The organism is Modestobacter sp. SYSU DS0875 (genome assembly GCF_054050915.1).
Map to the genome: position 1 here is coordinate 1 of NZ_JBJHAH010000012.1, position 17,990 is coordinate 17,990.

Annotated in this window: 22 protein-coding genes; 8 read left to right on the forward strand and 14 right to left on the reverse strand. The window is 75.6% G+C overall.

All coding sequences use genetic code 11. The features are described 5' to 3' along the window. Positions 1 to 136: 136 nt before the first annotated feature. Positions 137 to 430, forward strand: coding sequence for a hypothetical protein (locus ACI79Y_RS09170; RefSeq protein WP_457158177.1), 294 nt, complete (start codon positions 137 to 139; stop codon positions 428 to 430). Between the two features lie 24 nt (positions 431 to 454). On the opposite strand, the gene ACI79Y_RS09175 is transcribed toward ACI79Y_RS09170, so the two are convergent. The 3 genes from ACI79Y_RS09175 to ACI79Y_RS09185 all read right to left on the reverse strand — a co-directional run bounded on the left by ACI79Y_RS09175 (position 455) and on the right by ACI79Y_RS09185 (position 3,148). Then, the gene (locus ACI79Y_RS09175) at positions 455 to 757 is read right to left on the reverse strand and encodes a thiamine-binding protein (RefSeq protein WP_457158178.1); all 303 of its coding nucleotides are present in this window, start codon (positions 755 to 757) and stop codon (positions 455 to 457) included. Further along, a complete protein-coding gene (gene dxs, locus ACI79Y_RS09180) occupies positions 754 to 2,676 on the reverse strand; it encodes a 1-deoxy-D-xylulose-5-phosphate synthase (RefSeq protein ID WP_457158179.1) in 1,923 nt (640 codons plus the stop codon). Before dxs ends, ACI79Y_RS09175 begins: the two co-directional genes overlap by 4 nt. A 103-nt stretch (positions 2,677 to 2,779) precedes the next feature. Next, the gene (locus ACI79Y_RS09185; RefSeq protein ID WP_457158180.1) at positions 2,780 to 3,148 is read right to left on the reverse strand and encodes a hypothetical protein; all 369 of its coding nucleotides are present in this window, start codon (positions 3,146 to 3,148) and stop codon (positions 2,780 to 2,782) included. Between the two features lie 161 nt (positions 3,149 to 3,309). Between ACI79Y_RS09185 and ACI79Y_RS09190 the strand changes: the two genes are divergently transcribed. Beyond that, on the forward strand, positions 3,310 to 3,747 hold the full coding sequence (locus tag ACI79Y_RS09190; protein WP_457158181.1) for a hypothetical protein: 438 nt from the start codon (positions 3,310 to 3,312) through the stop codon (positions 3,745 to 3,747). 36 nt (positions 3,748 to 3,783) lie between these two features. Then, a complete protein-coding gene (locus tag ACI79Y_RS09195; protein WP_457158182.1) occupies positions 3,784 to 4,446 on the forward strand; it encodes a class I SAM-dependent methyltransferase in 663 nt (220 codons plus the stop codon). On the opposite strand, the gene ACI79Y_RS09200 is transcribed toward ACI79Y_RS09195, so the two are convergent. From ACI79Y_RS09200 to ACI79Y_RS09210, 3 genes are read right to left on the reverse strand one after another with little or no spacing between them, the layout of a single operon-like run. Continuing rightward, on the reverse strand, positions 4,422 to 4,691 hold the full coding sequence (locus tag ACI79Y_RS09200) for a hypothetical protein (RefSeq protein ID WP_457158183.1): 270 nt from the start codon (positions 4,689 to 4,691) through the stop codon (positions 4,422 to 4,424). The genes ACI79Y_RS09195 and ACI79Y_RS09200 overlap by 25 nt on opposite strands. Positions 4,692 to 4,751: 60 nt before the next feature. Next, a complete protein-coding gene (locus ACI79Y_RS09205; protein ID WP_457158184.1) occupies positions 4,752 to 6,041 on the reverse strand; it encodes a class I SAM-dependent RNA methyltransferase in 1,290 nt (429 codons plus the stop codon). Further along, the gene (locus ACI79Y_RS09210; RefSeq protein ID WP_457158185.1) at positions 6,034 to 8,070 is read right to left on the reverse strand and encodes an APC family permease; all 2,037 of its coding nucleotides are present in this window, start codon (positions 8,068 to 8,070) and stop codon (positions 6,034 to 6,036) included. Before ACI79Y_RS09210 ends, ACI79Y_RS09205 begins: the two co-directional genes overlap by 8 nt. A 188-nt stretch (positions 8,071 to 8,258) precedes the next feature. On the opposite strand from ACI79Y_RS09210, the gene ACI79Y_RS09215 reads away from it, so the two are divergent. Next, complete coding sequence (locus ACI79Y_RS09215) at positions 8,259 to 8,930, forward strand: potassium channel family protein (protein WP_457158186.1); 672 nt, start codon at positions 8,259 to 8,261, stop codon at positions 8,928 to 8,930. After that, entirely contained in the window at positions 8,930 to 9,598 is a 669-nt protein-coding gene (locus ACI79Y_RS09220) for a potassium channel family protein (RefSeq protein ID WP_457080761.1), read from the forward strand. Before ACI79Y_RS09215 ends, ACI79Y_RS09220 begins: the two co-directional genes overlap by 1 nt. A 58-nt stretch (positions 9,599 to 9,656) precedes the next feature. Here ACI79Y_RS09220 and ACI79Y_RS09225 read toward each other — a convergent pair whose 3' ends face one another. From ACI79Y_RS09225 to ACI79Y_RS09255, 7 genes are all read right to left on the reverse strand, one after another. Then, positions 9,657 to 10,472 (reverse strand): DUF3159 domain-containing protein, encoded by an 816-nt coding sequence (locus tag ACI79Y_RS09225; protein WP_457158187.1) that lies wholly within the window; start codon positions 10,470 to 10,472, stop codon positions 9,657 to 9,659. Next, positions 10,469 to 10,873 carry an OB-fold nucleic acid binding domain-containing protein gene (locus ACI79Y_RS09230; protein WP_457158188.1) on the reverse strand — a complete coding sequence of 135 codons (405 nt, stop codon included), beginning with the start codon at positions 10,871 to 10,873 and terminating at the stop codon, positions 10,469 to 10,471. Before ACI79Y_RS09230 ends, ACI79Y_RS09225 begins: the two co-directional genes overlap by 4 nt. Then, entirely contained in the window at positions 10,870 to 11,667 is a 798-nt protein-coding gene (locus ACI79Y_RS09235; RefSeq protein WP_457158189.1) for an alpha/beta hydrolase family protein, read from the reverse strand. The genes ACI79Y_RS09230 and ACI79Y_RS09235 overlap by 4 nt, the downstream gene beginning before the upstream one ends. Then, a complete protein-coding gene (locus ACI79Y_RS09240) occupies positions 11,664 to 12,401 on the reverse strand; it encodes a DUF3710 domain-containing protein (protein WP_457158190.1) in 738 nt (245 codons plus the stop codon). Before ACI79Y_RS09240 ends, ACI79Y_RS09235 begins: the two co-directional genes overlap by 4 nt. A gap of 1 nt (position 12,402) precedes the next feature. Beyond that, complete coding sequence (dut, locus tag ACI79Y_RS09245) at positions 12,403 to 12,939, reverse strand: dUTP diphosphatase (RefSeq protein WP_457080751.1); 537 nt, start codon at positions 12,937 to 12,939, stop codon at positions 12,403 to 12,405. A 9-nt stretch (positions 12,940 to 12,948) separates the two neighbouring features. Further along, the gene (locus ACI79Y_RS09250; RefSeq protein ID WP_457158191.1) at positions 12,949 to 13,878 is read right to left on the reverse strand and encodes a hypothetical protein; all 930 of its coding nucleotides are present in this window, start codon (positions 13,876 to 13,878) and stop codon (positions 12,949 to 12,951) included. Between the two features lie 113 nt (positions 13,879 to 13,991). Beyond that, positions 13,992 to 14,315 (reverse strand): DUF4193 domain-containing protein, encoded by a 324-nt coding sequence (locus tag ACI79Y_RS09255; RefSeq protein WP_457158192.1) that lies wholly within the window; start codon positions 14,313 to 14,315, stop codon positions 13,992 to 13,994. Between the two features lie 248 nt (positions 14,316 to 14,563). On the opposite strand from ACI79Y_RS09255, the gene ACI79Y_RS09260 reads away from it, so the two are divergent. Together ACI79Y_RS09260 and ACI79Y_RS09265 are read left to right on the forward strand one after the other, a co-directional pair. Further along, positions 14,564 to 15,610 carry a phosphotransferase family protein gene (locus tag ACI79Y_RS09260; protein ID WP_457158193.1) on the forward strand — a complete coding sequence of 349 codons (1,047 nt, stop codon included), beginning with the start codon at positions 14,564 to 14,566 and terminating at the stop codon, positions 15,608 to 15,610. A 30-nt stretch (positions 15,611 to 15,640) separates the two neighbouring features. Further along, positions 15,641 to 16,183, forward strand: a complete 543-nt coding sequence (locus ACI79Y_RS09265) for a LytR C-terminal domain-containing protein (protein WP_457158194.1) — start codon at positions 15,641 to 15,643, stop codon at positions 16,181 to 16,183. A gap of 99 nt (positions 16,184 to 16,282) precedes the next feature. Here the strand turns inward: ACI79Y_RS09265 and ACI79Y_RS09270 are convergent, their stop codons facing one another. After that, complete coding sequence (locus tag ACI79Y_RS09270; protein ID WP_457158195.1) at positions 16,283 to 17,152, reverse strand: inositol monophosphatase family protein; 870 nt, start codon at positions 17,150 to 17,152, stop codon at positions 16,283 to 16,285. Between the two features lie 75 nt (positions 17,153 to 17,227). Here ACI79Y_RS09270 and ppgK point away from each other — a divergent pair, with 75 nt between their 5' ends. Beyond that, complete coding sequence (gene ppgK / locus ACI79Y_RS09275; RefSeq protein WP_457158196.1) at positions 17,228 to 17,971, forward strand: polyphosphate--glucose phosphotransferase; 744 nt, start codon at positions 17,228 to 17,230, stop codon at positions 17,969 to 17,971. The last annotated feature ends 19 nt before the right edge of the window (positions 17,972 to 17,990 follow it).

Consider the following 17,990-nt stretch of genomic DNA (forward strand, 5'->3'; position numbering starts at 1 on the left):
CCCCCCCCCCCCCCCCCCCCCCCCCCCCCCCCCCCCCCCCCCCCCCCCCCCCCCCCCCCCCCCCCCCCCCCCCCCCCCCCCCCCCCCCCCCCCCACGGTGAGCCAGGACGCGGCCGATCGGTGCGAGCATGCGGGCATGAGCAGCGACGTCGGCCCCGCGGTGAGCGCACTGGCCATCAACGTCACGGTGCCCGAGGCGCTCCGCTGGACGGACACCCGGCGGGGCGAGGAGTTCGTGCTGACGACGCTCAACGTCCGGCTGCTCCCGGACGGGCACGTCGCGGCCAAGGCCTACGGGCGACCCACCGCCGGTGGCCGCGGCGGGTACGTCTCGTTCCCCGTGCCCGCCCGCGGCGAGCTCACCGCGCTGGTGGTCGCGGCAGCCGACCGGGCGGCACAGCTGTGGGCGGCCCACCGCGGACTCGGCTGACGCCAGCGGCCCCGGCCGGCGGGCTCAGCGGAACTTGTGGGTGAGGCTGTCCATCGTGCGCTGCACGGAGGCGATCTTCACGTGCGACAGCCCGCCGTCGGCACCGGCCAGCATCATCGCCTCGTGCGCGGCGCGCAGGGTGTCCCAGACGACGTCCGCCGGGCCCTCCAGCGTGGTGCCCAGCGCGCCGACCTCGTAGCGCAATCCGGAGCCGGCGATCGCGCCGATCGCCGCCTCCACGTGCGCGTGCGGGTTCCCGGGGGTGCCGGGCGGCGAAGGCGCGACCTGGATCTCGGCGATCACCCACTCGCCGCTGGGCTCGGTCACTGCTGCTGGCCCTCGACGTCGGCCACCCGGTTCTCCCCGGCACTGCGGTCGGCGACCCGGGCCGCCCACTCGACGATCCGGCGGGCGACGTCCTGCTCGGTCAGCCCGGCGTCGGCCAGCACCTGACCGCGGCTGCCGTGGTCGAAGAAGCGCTGCGGCAGGCCCAGGGTGCGCACCGGCACGTCGCAGTCGCGGTCCTGCAGCGCCTGGCTGAGCGTCGTCCCCACGCCGCCGGCGCGGCCGCCGTCCTCGACGGTGACGACCAGCCGGTGCTCGCCGGCGAGCGCGACCAGCTCGTCGGCGACCGGCAGCACCCACCGCGGATCGACGACCGTCACATCGATGCCGTGGTCGGCCGCGCGCTCGGCGACGGCCAGGCACATCGGCACCAGCGAGCCGACGGCGACCAGCAGCACCTCCGGCGTCGCCGCCCGGCGCAGCACGTCGACCGGGCCGCGACGCTCCAGCGCGGGCACCTCGACCGGCAGCGCGCCCTTGGGGAAGCGGACGACGGTGGGCGCGTCGGCGACCTCCATCGACTCCCGCAGCGCCTCGCGCAGCGTCGGCTCGTCCCGCGGCGCGGCCAGGCGCAGGCCGGGGACGACGGAGAGGATCGACATGTCCCACATGCCGTTGTGCGAGGCGCCGTCGGAGCCGGTGACCCCGGCGCGGTCGAGCACCACGGTGACCGGCTGCCGGTGCAGCGCGACGTCCATCAGCAGCTGGTCGAAGGCCCGGTTGAGGAACGTCGAGTAGACGGCGACGACCGGGTGCAGCCCGGCCATCGCCAGCCCGGCGGCCGAGGTCAGCGCGTGCTGCTCGGCGATGCCCACGTCGTAGGTGCGTTCGGGGAACCGCTCGGCGAACGGCGCGAGGCCGGTGGGGTGCAGCATCGCGGCGGTGATCGCGACGACGTCGGACCGCTCGGTGCCGATGCGCACCAGCTCGTCGGCGAAGACGTCGGTCCACTCCGGCCCCTTGGCCGCCGACGAGAGTCCGCTGTCGGGCTCGAAGACACCCGTGGAGTGCCAGGCGTCGACGGTGTCGGTCTCCGCCGGCGGGTAGCCGAACCCCTTGGTGGTGACCGCGTGCACGATCACCGGCCCACCGAAGGAGCGGGCGCGGCGCAGCGCGTGCTCCATCATCTCGACGTCGTGGCCGTCGACCGGGCCGACGTACTTCATGCCGAGGTCCTCGAACATGCCCTGCGGGGACAGGACGTCCTTGAGGCCCTTCTTGATCGCGTGCAGCGCGTCGTAGAGCTTCGTGCCCACCACCGGCGCCTTGTGCAGCGCCTGCCGGACGGCGGCCAGCGCCTCCTCGTAGCCCGGGCGCAGCCGCAGGCTGGCCAGCGCGTCGGCGACGCCGCCGATGGTCGGCGAGTAGGAACGGCCGTTGTCGTTGACCACGATGACGACGGCGCGGTCCTGGGCGGCGGCGATGTTGTTCAGCGCCTCCCAGGCCATGCCGCCGGTCAGCGCGCCGTCACCGATGACCGCGGCCACCGGCCGCACGTCGCCGCGGACGGCGAAGGCCTTGGCCAGCCCGTCGGCGTAGGACAGCGAGGTGGAGGCGTGGCTGTTCTCCACCCAGTCGTGCGGGCTCTCCGCCCGGCTCGGGTAGCCGGACAGGCCGCCCCGCTGGCGCAGCTGGGCGAAGCCGTCCAGGCGCCCGGTGAGCAGCTTGTGCACGTAGGACTGGTGCCCGGTGTCGAAGACGATCGGCTCGCGCGGGGAGTCGAACACCCGGTGCAGCGCGATGGTCAGCTCGACCGCGCCGAGGTTGGGGCCGAGGTGCCCACCGGTCTTCGCCACGCTGGCGACCAGCGCGTCGCGGATCTCGGCGGCCAGGACCGGCAGCTGGTCCGGTCGCAGCGCCCGGAGGTCGGCGGGCCCGGTCAGCGAGCTGAGCAACGACACGACGGGGCAGGGTCCTCTCGACGACGACGGCGCCCGGGAGGGCACTGCCGGTGGGATCCCAACTGTAACTGCGAACCGGCGAGCTGCCCGGTGAGCGGCGGATCTACAGCCGCGGTACCCAGCGTTCACCGCGCAGCGCGCCGGCGACCACCTCGACGCCCCGCGCCGCCCGGTTGAGCCGGGCACCCTCGCGCTCGTAGGCCGTCATCGCCGCCTCCATGGCGTCGGGCGGCAGCTGGTCGGCCAGCTCGACCCGCACCGTCCGCCAGCCGGCGCGGGCGGCCTCCAGGCCCGCGGCCACGTGGTCGGCGGCGAAGCGGGCCAGCAGCACCGGGTACCGGCGCAGCACCTCGTGCGCGCGGTAGTCCGGCGGCACCAGGTCGTAGAGCCAGGCGACGGCGGTCTGCTCCCAGTCGGGGGCGCCCGGCGGTGCGACCTCGTCCGGCCAGCCCGGGGGCAGTGCGTCGCTCACCGGACCAGTGTGCGGCCGACCCGGCCGCCACCCCGGCACCGGATCGCACGTGTGTTCGAAGTGTGACCCGGCGTCGCGGTCGCGCTGCAGGCCCACCGTCCGTCCATCATGATCAACTCGCCCCCTCCCCCCGGGAGCAGCGGCACGAGAGAGGAGCTCGGGTGAACGGCGGGACGGCATCGGTCAGCGGCGGGTGGTCCAGTCTCGTGGCCACGGTGGTCACGGTCGCCCTCGTGGTGGTCTTCCACCGGCTGCGCGACCGCAGGGTGCTCGCCGGCGACGCCCGGTCGGTGTTCTCGACGCGCCTGGCCGGCAGCTACCTCGCCGGAGTGCTGGCCTTCTGGGCGGCGAACGTCGTCGGGTTCACCTGGCTGGCGGTGACCGGCCGGACGTCGGCCAGCACGTCGGAACCGCTGATCGCCCTGCCCGCCGGACTGGCCATCCTGGCCTACGCCGTCCTGGCGGCGCTGGTCTGGAACCGGGTGGCACGGGCCGATCCCGAGCTCTCGGGTCCGGTGGCCCAGCTCGGCCGGTTCGTCCGGGTGGCCTACGGGTCCGCCGCGCCCGCCGCGTGGCGCCGGCTCCGCGCGGACGCCTGACGCCGTCCCGTCGGACCCGCTCCCTACGGTCACGGCGTGCCCGAGACCGACGCCACCGACCACCTGACCGAGACCCGCACCGCCTACGACACGGTGGCGGCCTCCTACGAGGAGCTGGCCCGGTCGCTGCTCGCGGAGAGCCCGATGGACCGGGCGCTGCTGGGCGTCCTCGCCGAGCAGGTGCTCGCCGGCGGTGGTGGTCCGGTCGGCGACCTCGGGTGCGGGCCGGGGCGGATCACCGCCCACCTCGCCGGCCTCGGCCTGGACGCGTTCGGGGTCGACCTCTCCCCCGGCATGGTCGAGGTGGCCCGGGGGTGCCACCCGCAGCTGCGCTTCGAGGTCGGGTCGCTGCAGGCACTCGACCTGCCGGACGGCGGCCTGGCCGGCGCGCTCGCCTGGTACTCGGTGATCCACACCCCGCCCGAGCGGCAGCCGGCCGTCTTCGCCGAGCTGGCCCGGGTGCTGCGGCCCGGCGCACCGCTGCTGCTGGCGTTCCAGGCCGGCACCGACGAACCGGTGCACCACCGGCAGGGTTACGGCCACGAGATCTCGCTGCACGGCTGGCGCCTGGACCCCGACCGGGTGGAGCGGCAGCTGGCCGACGCCGGCCTCGCCGTGCGCGCCCGGGTGCTCCGCGAACCCGACGGCTCCCCGTACGAGAAGAGCCGCCAGGCCTACCTGCTCGCCGCTCGGTCCTGACCCGCCGGCCGCCCGGCCCGCACCGCAGGGCGCAGCGTCCACAGCCGGGCGCCGGCCACCGCGGCGAGCAGACTCCCCAGCAGCGCCGACAGCCGGTCGCCGTCGGCCGCGTTGACGACGGTGGTCCCGACGGTGAACAGCAGTGCCGCGAGCCAGAAGCCGCGGCTCACCGGGCGCAGCAGCAACCAGGCGTACGCCGAGCGCGCCCAGCCGGCCAGGCGCGCGCCGCCCGTCGGATCAGCCACGGCGCGAGCGTAGGGGCGGAGGCGGGTGACGCCGTGGCGACGCCCCGGGCAGCCCCGAGCTCAGGCGGGCACGAGCAGCGCGACGCACTCCACGTGGGCGGTCATCGGGAAGCAGTCGAAGGCGCGCAGGTCGGCCAGCCGGTACCCGGCCCCGGCGAACGCGGCGACGTCCCGGGCCAGCGACGCGGGGTCGCACGCCACGTAGACGACCGCCCGTGGCCGCGCGCCGGCGATCACCCGGCTCACCTCCGGCCCGGCGCCCGCCCGCGGCGGGTCCAGCACGACGACGTCGGGCCGCTCCAGGTCGCCCAGCAGCTCGGTGAGCCCGGCGGCGTCCACGTCGCCCTGCCACACCTCGGCCTGCGGCAGGCCGGCCAGGTTGGCGTCGGCGGCGGCGCAGGCGGCCTCGTCGGACTCCACGCACACCACCCGCCCACGCTCCCCCACCGCGGGCGCCAGCGCGCCACCGAAGAGACCGGCGCCGGCGTAGAGGTCCAGCACCGTCTCCTCCGGCTGCGCCGCGGCGAACTCCCGGACGGCGCCGACCAGCGCGTCGGCGGCGGCCGGGTGCACCTGCCAGAAGCCGGTGCCCTCGACCTCCCAGTCTCGGCCGCCGGCGGTGCGCTGCGCCCTCCCGGCCGGCTCCTCGGGCACCTCGGCCCCGGGCCGCAGCACCTGGGTCTCCAGCGGCCGGCCGCGGCGGTCCAGCGTCGTCGTCGTGACCACGCCGGCCGAGTCCAGCGCGACGTCCACCGCGCCGGCGTCCAGCCAGCGGCGGGACAGCACCGCCTGCGCGGCGGGCTCGGCGGTGATCGGGCAGTCGTCGAGTGGGACGACGTCGTGCGAGCGGTGCCGGCGCAACCCGGGCGCACCGGTGCGGTCGACGGCGAACCGGGCCCGCGAACGCCAGCGCAGCGGGCCCCCGGGCAGCGGCTCGACGGCCACGTCGACGTCCAGCCCGGCCAGCCGGGACAGCTGCTCGCGCACGACGTCGGACTTCAGCCGGAGCTGGCCCTCGTGGCTCACGTGCTGCCAGTCGCAGCCACCGCAGCGCCCGGGCCCGCTGTAGGGGCAGGGCCGCTCGACCCGATCCGCCGCGGCCTCGAGCACCTCGACGGCGTCGGCGCGGCAGAAGCCCTTCTGCCGGTCCTCGGTCACCTCGACGACGACCCGTTCACCGGGCAACGTGTGCCGGACGAACACCACCCGGCCCTCGTGCCGGGCCACGCAGTGCCCCCCGTGCGCGACGGGGCCCACGGTCACCTCGAAGCGGCGGCCCGTCCATCCGCCGGACGAGTCCGGCGCCTGGCGCTGCGTCCGGGCCGGGGGACGTCGGCGGCGCTCAGCCATAGGGCGTGTGCTCGCTCTCGTCGGTCAGCCCACGGCGCAGGTCGCCCGGCGCGGGGCCCCCGGCGGGGGTGCTCTCCCGGTCCATCGAGCTCTCCAGCTGCCACGGCACGCTGGTGATCATCACGCCGGGCTGGAACTGCAGCCGGGTGCGCAGCCGCAGCGCGCTCTGGTTGTGCAGCACGTTCTCCCACCAGTGGCCGACGACGTACTGCGGGACGAACACCACCACCAGCTCCCGCGGGCTGGCGCGGCGGATGTCCTTGACGAAGTCGACGACCGGCCGGGTGATCTCCCGGTAGGGCGACTCCAGCACGGTGAGCGGGACGGGGATGTCGTAGCGGTCCCAGTCGGCCTGCAGCGCCCGGGTCTCGGCGTCGTCGACGTTCACCGTCAGTGCGGTGAGCACGTCCGGGCGGGTGGCCCGGGCGAACGCCAGCGCCCGCAGCGTGGGCTTGTGCACCTTGGAGACGAGCACCACCGCGTGCACCTTGCTCGGCAGCGTGCGGGCGTCGGTGTCGGGCACCAGCTGCCGGGAGACGTTCGAGTAGTGCCGGTTGATCGCCCGCATCAGCAGGAAGATGAACGGCATCACCAGGATGACCAGCCACGCCCCGCGGGTGAACTTGGTGATCACGATGATCACCAGCACGACCGAGGTCAGCGACCCGCCGATGGTGTTGATCAGCTGCGAGCGGCGCATCCGGGCCCGCTCCTGGCGGTCCTCGGTGCCCCGCAGCTCCCGGTTCCAGTGCCGGACCATGCCCCACTGGCCGATGCTGAAGCTGGTGAAGACCCCCACGATGTACATCTGGATCAGCCGGTTCGGGTCGGCGTCGAACCCGACGATGAGCAGTGCGGCGAAACCGGCCAGCAGCAGGATCCCGTTGCTGTAGACCAGCTTGTCGCCGCGGGTGTGCAGCTGGCGGGGCATGAACCGGTCCTGGGCGAGCACCGAGCCGAGGAGCGGGAAGCCGTTGAACGCGGTGTTGGCCGCCAGGATCAGCACCATCGCGGTGGCCGCCTGGATGTAGAAGAAGCCGACCGAGGTGTCCCCGCCGAAGGTGGCCGCCGCCAGCTGCGCGATGACGGTGCGCTGCGGGTCGGTCTCGCAGTCGCCCGGGAAGCCGACCAGGTCGCAGGTGTGCTCGGCGTACTTGACGTCGGCGAGCAGGGCCAGCGCCGTCACCCCGGCGAACATCGTCGCCGCGATGCCGCCCATCAGCGCCAGCGTGGTGGCGGCGTTCCTGCTCTTGGGCGGGCGGAAGGCGGGCACCCCGTTGGCGATCGCCTCGACACCGGTCAGCGCGGTGCACCCGGACGCGAAGGCGCGCAGCGCGAAGAACACCAGGGCCAGCCCGGCGAGGTTGTCGTAACCCGGCTCCGGGGTGATCGACCAGCCCGCGCTCTCGGCGATCACCGGGGAGTCGGTGGCGAAGTCCCGGATCAGCCCGGTGACGATCATGATCATGATGCCGGCGACGAAGAGGTACGTGGGGACGGCGAAGGTCTTCCCCGACTCCCGCAGCCCCCGCAGGTTCGCCGCGGCCAGCAGCGCGACCAGCCCGACCGCGATGAGCACGCGGTGCTCGTTGAGCGTCGGGAACGCCGAGATGATGTTGTCGGTGCCCGCCGACACCGACACCGCCACGGTGAGCACGTAGTCGGTGAGCAGCGCGCTGGCCACGGTCAGCCCGGCGAACTGGCCGTGGTTCTTCATCGCGACCTCGTAGTCGCCCCCGCCGGAGGGGTAGGCGTGCACCACCTGCCGGTAGGACAGCACGACCACGGTGAGCAGCAGCACCACGACCACGGCCAGCCAGGGCGCCAGGAACAGGAAGGCCGTGCCGGCCAGCGTGAGCACGATCAGGATCTCCTGGGTGGCGTAGGCCACGGAGGAGAGCGGGTCGCTGGCGAAGATGGGCAGCGCCAGGTGCTTGGGCAGCAGCGACTCACCGACGCGGTCGCTGCGGACCGGCCGGCCGAGGACGAGTCGCTTCGGGAGTTGTCCGAGGTCGGACAGGGATGGCACGGCGGCGATGGTACGGACGCGCGGGGTCGCTGGACGCCCGGACGGGGCGACCTCACTCACACGGGCCCCCCGGTGGGGTCGGCAGCGGCCGTGCGCACCCGCCGTCGCCCTGACCCGGGTGTAGCTTCGCCCGCTGGGACCCGGGCGTCGCGCGCGGGCACGAGATGTCGATCGGGCGGGGTGGGACAGTGCACGTGGTCGTCATGGGCTGCGGCCGCGTCGGGTCGGCGATCGCCCGGCGCCTGGAGACGATCGGGCACAGCGTCGCGGTCATCGACCAGGACCCGGAGGCGTTCCGCCGGCTCGGCCCGGAGTTCGGCGGCCGGCAGGTGACCGGGCTCGGCTTCGACCGGCAGACGCTGCTCGACGCCGGCATCGACTCCGCCGGCGCCTTCGCCGCGGTCAGCAGCGGCGACAACTCCAACATCATCAGCGCCCGGGTCGCCCGGGAGACCTTCGGCGTCGAGCACGTCGTGGCGCGCATCTACGACTCCAAGCGCGCGGAGGTCTACGAGCGGATGGGCATCCCGAGCGTGGCCACCGTCCCGTGGACGGTGAACCGGCTCATGCGCGAGCTGCTGTCGGTCAAGGTCACCGAGATCTGGCGCGAGCCCACCGGACAGGTGCTGCTCATGCGGGTCACCGTCACCGACAGCTGGGTGGGCCGGCGGCTCACCGAGCTGGAGGCCGCCTCCGGCGCCCGCGCCGCCTGGTTGCTCCGGTTCGGGGAGGCCCAGCTCCCCACCCCGGCCACCGTGCTGCAGACCGGCGACCACCTGGTCGTCGCCGCCACCGACGACATCACCGACCGCGTGCACGAGGTCATGAAGCAGGCCCCGGCCGCAGGAGGGCACCGCTGATGCGCGTCGCCATCGTGGGGGCCGGGGCCGTCGGCCGCTCCATCGCCACCGAGCTGCTCGGCAACGGGCACAGCGTGATGCTCATCGAGCGCAACGGCTCGCGGGTCAAGCCCAAGGCCGTGCCGGGCGCCGAGTGGGTGCAGGCCGACGCCTGCGAGGTCTCCTCGCTGGAGGAGGCCCAGCTGGCCACCTGCGACGTGGTCATCGCCGCCACCGGTGACGACAAGGCCAACCTGGTGGTCTCCCTGCTGGCCAAGACCGAGTTCGCGGTCAACCGCGTCGTCGCCCGGGTCAAGGACCCGCGCAACGAGTGGCTCTACACCGAGGCCTGGGGCGTCGACGTCGCCGTCTCCACCCCGCGGGTGCTCGCCGCCCTGGTCGAGGAGGCCGTCACCGTCGGCGACGTCGTCCGGCTGATGAGCTTCCGCAAGGGGGCGGCGAACCTGGTGGAGATCACGCTGGCCGAGGACACCCCCTGGGTGGGCCGGCCGCTGCGTGAGGTGCCGCTGCCCCGGGAGACCGTGCTGACCACGATCCTGCGCGGTGACCGGGTGATCACCCCGGCTCCCGACGAGCCGCTGGAGGCCGGCGACGAGCTGCTGTTCGTCACCCACGGCGACATCGAGGAGGAACTCCAGCGGATCCTCTGCCCCGACGGCAGCTGTTGATCGAGGGGCCCCCTCCCCCACGCCTCGCGAGCTCGGCGCAGGCCCCTGAGGGTGGCCGTCAGGCGGGGCGCTGCTCCTGGTCGGGAGTCGACTCCGGAGCGCGGTGGCGGTGCAGGCGGGCCACCACCCACAGCGTGACCACCAGCTGGACGGCGGTGACCGGCAGGCCCAGCACCACCGACGAGGTGCCCAGCCAGCCCACCTCGTTCTGCCAGTAGAAGAGGCCCTGGACCAGGGCGCGGAGCAGGAACACCCCGCCCCACAGCACGGTGAGCCAGGAGTAGGCCCGCAGCATCCGCGGGTCGTCACGCCAGTGCACCTCCGGGGCGGCGTCCGGCTGCCGGGCCCGGACGACCACCTCGGCGGCGGCGTCGACGTCGACCGCGGGCACCGCGCTCCGCCGACCGGGGAGCCGGCCGCGCAGCGACGACAGCCGGTGCCCCGACATGGCCCCGAGGTGGCTGGGCGCCAGCCACTCGGCGACCACCCCGACCAAGGGCCGGCGGAACAGCAGCGACCCGAGCAGCACCACGGCGATGCCGGCGTTGCGCACGATGCCGAGGACGAAGAAGTCGCGGGCCTCCCCGGTCCGCCAGGCGATGGCCACGGCGACGGCGACGGCGAACAGGCCGCTGATCGCCTGCTGGACGGTCTGCCGGCGGACCAGCCGCAGCAGGAACACCACCAGCGCAGCGACGACCGCCGTCCAGATGCCGACCCGCAGGCCACCGATGGCGTTGGCGACGACGAACGCCACGGTCGGCAGCGAGGCGTCGACCATGCCGCGCCACCCGCCGAGCTGATCGAGCACCAGGTGCCGGTCGAAGGTGAACGCCTCGTCGTCGGACCGGCCGGCCCCCGACGGGCGGGTCACCCGGCGCTCAGCTCGTACCGGGGGTTGTAGATGACCCGCCGCCCCTCGAACGCCGCGAAGCGGCCACGGGCGGTCAGTCGCCGGCCGGGCTCGATCCCGGGGATCCGCCGCCGGCCGAGCCAGACGAGGGTGACCGACCCGGAGCCGTCGAACAGCTCGGCCTCCAGGGTGGGCACCGTCTCCCGCGGGGTGTAGACGACCGACTTCAGCCGGCCGGTGACGGTGACCACCTCACCCTTGCGGCAGTCGCTGAGCGGCTCGCATCCGGAAGAGGCGACGTCGGACTGCAGGGCCTGGGCATCGACCTCGTGGTCGTCGGCGGTGAGCTTCTGCAGGGTGCGGGACAGCCAGCCCCGCGCTCCCGGCTGGGCGGCCGGTGCCCCGGCCCTGGTCTCGGTCACGCGCCCAGGGTAGTGCCGTGCCGGGCGGCTGTCCGGCGTGTGCTGAGCCACTCGACGGTGCGTCGCCAGGGGTCGCCGCCGACGTCGATGAGGGCCATGTGGTCGCCGTCCACGACGTCCACGTCGACCCGGTCGCCGGCACGCGCGGCCGCCGCGGCGTACCGCTCGCTCTGCGCCTGCGGGACGGAGGTGTCCCGGGCGCCGTGCACGCACAGCGTCCTGGCACCGGTGGGCAGCAGCCGGACCGGGTCGGCGAGGGCGTACCGGTCGGGGACGTCGTCCGGGCCGCCCCCGAGGAGCTCCTGGGTCGCGCCGTTCCCGAGGCCCGCCGCGGCGGCGGCGGCGAGGTCCAGCACGCCGGCCTGCAGCACCGCGGTGGTCACCCGCACCCGGGGGGTCGCACCGGGCGCACCCGGCGGCAGCGACCCGCGCCCGGCCAGCCAGGCGGCCAGGTGCCCGCCCGCCGAGTGGCCGACCACCGTCACGTCACCGAGATCGAGGCGCCCCCGGTCGGGCAGCTCGGCCAGCGCGTCCACGGCCGCCGCGACGTCGGCGAGGGTGGTCGGCCAGCCCCCGCCGGCACCGACCCGGCGGTACTCGACCGCGACGGCCGCCCAGCCGCGCCCGGCCAGGTCGGCAGCCAGCGGGCGGGCCAGCTCGATGCCGTAGGGGGCGCGCCAGAAGCCGCCGTGCACGACCACCGCGACCGGCGCGGGCGCATCGCCGCCCGGCAGGGTGAGCTCGAGGAACTGGTCGGTCGCCGGCCCGTAGCGGTGCACCGCCGGTGCGGTCACCCGGCGGTGCCGGTCGGCGGGGCCGCCGGGCGGCCGGTCGGCGGTGCCGCCGGGCGGCCGGCCTGCTGCTGGCGGGCCAGCTGCTCGGCCGCCTGCGGCGGCAGGGTGAGGGGCAGCGGGTCGCGCACCGGCATCGGCTGGCTGCCGCGGACCACCACGATCTCCCGGAACGCGCCCTCCAGGGCGGTCGCGTCGCCGTCCGGCGCCGCGGCCGGCCCGCTCAGCAGCCCGCGCAGGAACCACCGCGGGCCGTCGACGCCCAGGAACCGGGCCGCTCGCCGCTCCGGCTTGGGCGGGGCCGGCTGACCGGGCTGCGCCCCCGCGGTGGCCACCACCGTGCCGGTCAGCTCCGCACCGAACGGCCCCTCGGACTCCGTCAGCCGCCCGCCCTGGCCGCTGGCGCTGCGGGCCAGCTCCGCGCGGACCTCGTCCCACAGGCCACCGGCCCGCGGCGCGGCGAACACCGAGACCTGCAGCAGCGACTCCCCCGCCCGCAGGGTGGCAGCGACCACCTGCTGCTGCTGGTTGACCTCGACCCGCAGCTCCATCCCGGGCAGGGCCGGCAGGCGCAACGACCCGAGGTCGATGCGCGGCATCCCGTCGTCCGGGGCGTCGGCGACGTCCCACGGACCGGAGGTCTCCAGCTCGACCCGCTCGCGGACCTGCGGCTCCGGCGGGACACCGCGCTCGCGCAGGGTCCGGTCGATCCGATTGCGCCGTCGTCCGATGGGCATGTCAGGGCCGTCCTTCCGTGGGGTCTGCGGCCAGCGCCGTGTCGTCTGCGACCAGTGCCGTGGCGCCGCCGGTGGAGCCGTGGCCGCCGCTGCCGCGCTCGCTGCCCGGCAGCTCGGTCACCGGCACGAACCTGGCCCGCACCACCGGCTGCACGACCAGCTGGGCGACCCGGTCACCGCGGGAGAGCCGGAGGGTGGCGCCGGGATCGAGGTTCACGAGGTTCACCTTGATCTCGCCGCGGTACCCGGCGTCGATCGTGCCGGGGGCGTTGACCAGGCTCAGGCCCAGCCGGTGGGCGAGTCCGGAGCGCGGGTGCACGAACCCGGCGTACCCGGCCGGGATGGCCACCGCCACCCCGGTGCCGACGAGCGCCCGCTGGTGCGGGGCCAGCTCGACGTCCTCGGCCAGGCAGAGGTCGGCGCCCGCGTCACCGGGGAGGGCGTAGGCCGGCGCCACCGCACCGGCGGAGGTGAGCAGCACCGGGACGTCGACGGCGTCGTCGGCCGGGGCCGGACGGCCGGGAGGGAGTGCGGACACGCCGCGAGGCTAGCCGCGCGGCGTGGCTCCGGACCGGGGCGGGGGCAGCGGCGTCCGCAGGTCCGCGCGCACCCGCTCGGCCAGTGCGGTGGTCGCCTTCCGGTTGCCCCGCGCAGCGAGGGTGGCGCCGACCAGCAACGGCGCCAGGGACGTGGTGCTGCGGGCCAGCCGGCGGGTGAGCTGGCGGCGCAGGGCCGCCGCCCCGGCCGAGCCGATCATCCCGAACAGCCCGCCGGAGGAGGTGGTCCCGACGGCGTGCTGGGTGCTCCAGCTGGCCAGGTAGGCGGAGGCGCGCCGGCGGGCGTCACCGGCGGCCGGCCGGCCGGCGAGCTCGTGCAGCTCGCCGACGAGCACCACCTCGACGGCGGCGGTGAGCGCCGTCTGCGCGCCGAGCTCCAGCGGCACGGCGAGCATCGTCGGCGGGGCGAACCACTGGGCCGCCGCCAGCCCACCCGTGGCCGCGCCGACGGCCCCGGTCAGGCGGGCCGCCCGGGCGACCAGCGCCTCGGCGATCTCCTCGTCGGTTGCACCCGGGTGGGCGGCGCGCAGCCGCGCCCGGTCCCGGATCGGCAACCGTGGGGCGGCGGCGTCGAGCAGGTCGCCCAGCAGCCCGCCCGGAGCCGTGGCCCCACGCGACCGGCCGCTGCCGGCAGCGCGGTCGTCCCCGCCCCGGGCCGATCGGGCGGCGCCGGCGATGGCCGCGGCCACCTCCGACAGCACCCGGCCCGCGGCACCCGCGCCGGTCCGGTCCTGCCCCGGGGAGGAGGCCGAGGCCGCCTCCCGGCCCAGCAGGCCGGCGACGGCGTCGGCCAGTGCCCGGGCCGCCGCTCCGAGGCCGGGGCCGACGACCTCGCCGACCAGCGGCTCCTCGGTGGCGCCGACGGGGCGCGCCGGCGGGACGTCCCGCGGCGCGCCGTTCCGGTGACCGGACTCGCTCATCGTCGTCCCCCAGGTGAGGTGCTGGAACGGCCCCCGTGCCGGGCCCCGCCGCGAGCGTGCGAGTGGTGGGGGCACGGGGGTCCTTCTTCAGGAGCAGTCGCGGCAGAACAGCTTCAGGAGCAGTCGCGGCAGAACAGCTGGTCGCCACGGCTGGAGGCCAGCCGGCTGCGGTGCTGCACGAGGAAGCAGCGGGAGCAGGTGAACTCGTCCTCCTGCTTGGGCAGCACCCGGACCGTGAGCTCCTCGTTGGAGAGGTCGGCACCGGGGAGCTCGAGGTTCTCGTTGAAGTCGGTCTCGTCGACGTCGACCGAGGACGACTGCGCCTCCGCGCGGCGGGCCTTGAGCTCCTCGAGGGAGTCCTCCCCGAGCTCGTCGGCCTCGTTGCGGCGGGGGGCGTCGTAGTCGGTGGCCATGGGGTGCCCCTTCTCTCTGTTCATCGCGGGCGTGCTGCCCGTTCGTCGCCGGCGGCGCCGTGGCGCCGCCGGCCGGTGGTTTCGGCCGCCGGAGCGGCCGGGTGTCGGTCGCCGGCCGGGGCCCACGGGGTGGACGCCAGCACTCCGGCAGGCCCCCCAACGTGGTCCGGCCCCGGTTTGTGCCCGCCCGGGCGAGGGCGACACATCGGGCGCACGGAGCGACCACCGGGCGGCCGCCCAGCACGGGGAGCGCCAGAGGCTACCCTGCGCCGATGGCGACTCCGGTGGGTGTCGATCCGACCGTCCTCGGGCCTCATCTGGCCCGGGTGCTCGGGGACGACGCTTGGCGTTCGGTGCGGGTGGAACTGATCACCGCGGGCATGTCCAACCTCACGTACGTCATCACCCCCGAGAGCGGCTCGGCCGACGACGCACTGGTGCTGCGCCGGCCGCCCACGGGCGCCGTCCTGGCGACCGCGCACGACATGGCGCGGGAGCACCGGGTGATCTCCGCGCTGGCCGGCACCCCGGTGCCGGTGCCCCGGACCGTCCACCTGGAGACCGACCCCGCCGTGCTGGGTGCGCCGTTCTACGTGATGGAGCGGGTGGTCGGCGTGCACGTGGCCGCGGACCTGCCGCCCGGCTACGCCGACGAGCCCGACCGGCGCCGGGCGGTGGCCGACGGCCTGGTCGACGTGCTGGCCGACCTGCACGCGGTCGACCCGGCCGCCGTGGGCCTGGCCGACTTCGGCCGGCCGGAGGGGTTCCTGCAGCGGCAGGTGCGCCGCTGGACCACGCAGTGGGAGGCCACCCGGGACACCGACCGCCCGGCCCTGGACGCCCTCGCCGCCGAACTGGCCGCCCGGGTGCCGGCGAGCCGACGAACGGGCATCACCCACGGCGACTACCGGCTGGACAACTGCCTGCTCGACCCGGCCGAGCCGGGCCGGGTGCGGGCGGTGCTGGACTGGGAGATGTCGACCCTGGGCGACCCGCTCACCGACCTGGGCATGCTCTTCGTCTACTGGCCGCAGGCCGGGGAGGACACGGGGCTGACCATCTCGCCGGTGACGACCCTGCCCGGGTTCCCCACCCGCCGGGAGCTGGCGCAGCGGTACGCCGCCCGCACCGGCGCCGACCTGACCGACCTGTCCTGGTACGTCGGCTTCGCCTGGTTCAAGTTCGCCGCGATCGTCGCCGGCGTGGTGGCGCGCTCGCGCGCCGGCGCGATGGCCGGCAAGGACACCACGGGCTTCGCGGACAAGATCGGCCCCTGCGTGGAGCGGGGACGCGCCGCGCTGGCCGACGGTTCGCTCTGACGATCCCACGCGCCACTAGAGTCACGGGCCGTGAGCGAGCCGGGAAGTGACAGCACGCAGCGTCCCCCCGGCACCCGGGGGCGCAGACCCCTGCCGGCGCTGGTCTTCCTGCTGGTGCTCGCCCTCGCCGCCCTCGGCGTGTGGTGGAACGTGCTCGGGGACGAGCGGGCCCGGGACCGGGCCGAGGCGGCCCCCTGCAGCCGGGCCGAGGAGGCCCCGCCGTCCCTCGACCCCGCCACGGTGACGCTGCGGGTGCTCAACGCGACCGACCGGGGCGGGCTGGCCGGTGAGGTGTCCGCCGCACTCGCCGCCCGTGGCTTCGTCGTCGACGAGGTCGCCAACGACGCCAGCGGCGCAGAGGTCACCGGGGTCGGCGAGCTGCGGTTCGGCCGCCGTGGGCGGGAGGCCGCCAGTTTCGTGGAGGTCCACGTGCCCGGCGTGGCCGACCGTCCCGACACCCGGGCCGACGCCCGGGTCGACGTGGTGCTCGGCCCGGACTTCAACGGGCTCGCCACCCCGGAGCAGGTCACGGCGGCCCTGGCCCCCGCAGCCGACGCCGACCCCGCCTGCTGACGGCCCAGCTGCACCGTCCCGCCGCACGTCCGGACGACCCGTCGGTCAGGCCCCCGTGCCCCCACCGCAACTCGCGGTGGGGGGCACGGGGGTCCTTCGTCAGCGCCCCGCGTCCAGCCGTTCCAGCAGCTCCACCAGCGCCCCGGCGACCTGCGGGGCCGCCGCCACCGCCATCGGCTCGGCGAACGGCCGCCCGCCGGTCCCCGTGACGACCAGGCCCGCCTCCGCCGCCACCAGCGCACCGGCCGCGTGGTCCCACGGCTTGAGGTCCAGCTCGTAGTAGGCGTCGACCCGGCCGGCGGCTGCCGCGCACAGGTCCAGCGAGGCGCAGCCGACGCGGCGGATGTCCCGCACCTCGGGCAGCAGTTCGGCCACGACGGCGCCCTGGGCGCGCCGCTGCTCGACGCGGTAGCCGAACCCGGTGGCCACCAGTGCGCGGTCCAGCGAGGCCGGCCGGCTGCCCTGCAGCTGGATCGCGGCGGCACCCGGGGCGGTCGACCACGCACCCCGGCCGCGCACCGCGGTGAACAGCTCCCCGGTGGACACGTTGAGCACCACCCCCACCTCGGTCCGCCCGTCGACCTCGGCGGCGATGGAGACGGCGTAGGCCGGCAGCCCGTAGAGGAAGTTCACGGTGCCGTCGATCGGGTCGACCACCCACCGGACGCCGCTGGTGCCCTCGCGGGCCGCCCCCTCCTCCCCCAGCACGCCGTCGTCGGGCCGGGCCTCGGTGAGCCGCCGGACGATCAGCGCCTCGCTGGCGGTGTCCACGGCGGTGACGACGTCGACCGGGCTGGACTTGGTGTCCACCTGGTCGGCCGCGGTGCTCCGGCCGGCCCCGACCAGGGCTGCGGCCTCCTCGGCCGTGGCGCGGGCCAGCTCGAGCAGCTCGGTGTGGAGGTCGGGCGCACTGGCGCCGGAGGCGGACGCGCTGGTGCCGGACGTGGACGCGCTGGTGCCGGAGGTCATCACGGAGAGGGATCCTGCCCGACCCGCGTGCCCGACCCGTGTGCCGTCACCCCGGGCGGTCGCTAGCCTCCCCCCGTGCAGGGCTTCGGAGTGGACATCGGTGGCAGCGGCATCAAGGGTTGCGTGGTCGACCTGGACAAGGGCGAGCTGGTCGGTGAGCGGGTGCGGATCCCGACGCCGCAGCCGTCGCTGCCCGGGGCCGTCTGCGAGGTCGTCGGCGAGATCGTCGGGCGCTTCGGCTGGGAGGGGCGCATCGGCGTCACCTACCCCGGGGTGATGAAGCACGGCGAGGCCTACACCGCCGCGAACATGGACAAGAGCTGGATCGGCACGAACCTGGCCGCGGAGCTGGAGGCCGAGATCCCCGGCACCGTGCAGACGCTCAACGACGCCGACGCCGCCGGGATCGCCGAGATGGCCTACGGCGCGGGCCGGGGCGAGCGCGGCCTGGTGCTCATGCTGACCTTCGGCACCGGCATCGGCAGCGCGCTCTTCATCGACGGGCGGCTGGTGCCCAACACCGAGTTCGGGCACATCGAGGTCGACGGCGAGGACGGCGAGAAGCGCGCCTCCGCCTCCGCCCGCGAACGGGAGGGCCTGAGCTACCCGGAGTGGGCCCAGCGCGTGGACCGGTACCTGGACGTCCTGGAGCTGAGCCTCTGGCCCGACCTGATCATCGTCGGCGGCGGGGTCAGCAAGAAGTCCGACAAGTGGGTCCCGCTGCTCTCCACCCGCACCCGGGTGGTGCCCGCCCAGCTGCTGAACGACGCCGGCATCGTGGGCGCGGCGCTCGCCGCGGAGGAGCACATCGGGCAGTGAGGCCGGCCGGACGCCGGGG

Excerpts from the sequence above, each read along its gene's own strand:
- ACI79Y_RS09270 (WP_457158195.1), bottom strand. The coding sequence starts at position 17,152 with ATGACCTCCGGCACCAGCGCGTCCACGTCCGGCACCAGCGCGTCCGCC.
- ACI79Y_RS09260 (WP_457158193.1), top strand. The coding sequence starts at position 14,564 with ATGGCGACTCCGGTGGGTGTCGATCCGACCGTCCTCGGGCCTCATCTG.
- ACI79Y_RS09220 (WP_457080761.1), top strand. The coding sequence starts at position 8,930 with ATGCGCGTCGCCATCGTGGGGGCCGGGGCCGTCGGCCGCTCCATCGCC.
- ACI79Y_RS09240 (WP_457158190.1), bottom strand. The coding sequence starts at position 12,401 with ATGCCCATCGGACGACGGCGCAATCGGATCGACCGGACCCTGCGCGAG.
- ACI79Y_RS09170 (WP_457158177.1), top strand. The coding sequence starts at position 137 with ATGAGCAGCGACGTCGGCCCCGCGGTGAGCGCACTGGCCATCAACGTC.
- ACI79Y_RS09205 (WP_457158184.1), bottom strand. The coding sequence starts at position 6,041 with ATGGCTGAGCGCCGCCGACGTCCCCCGGCCCGGACGCAGCGCCAGGCG.
- ACI79Y_RS09255 (WP_457158192.1), bottom strand. The coding sequence starts at position 14,315 with ATGAACAGAGAGAAGGGGCACCCCATGGCCACCGACTACGACGCCCCC.
- ACI79Y_RS09250 (WP_457158191.1), bottom strand. The coding sequence starts at position 13,878 with ATGAGCGAGTCCGGTCACCGGAACGGCGCGCCGCGGGACGTCCCGCCG.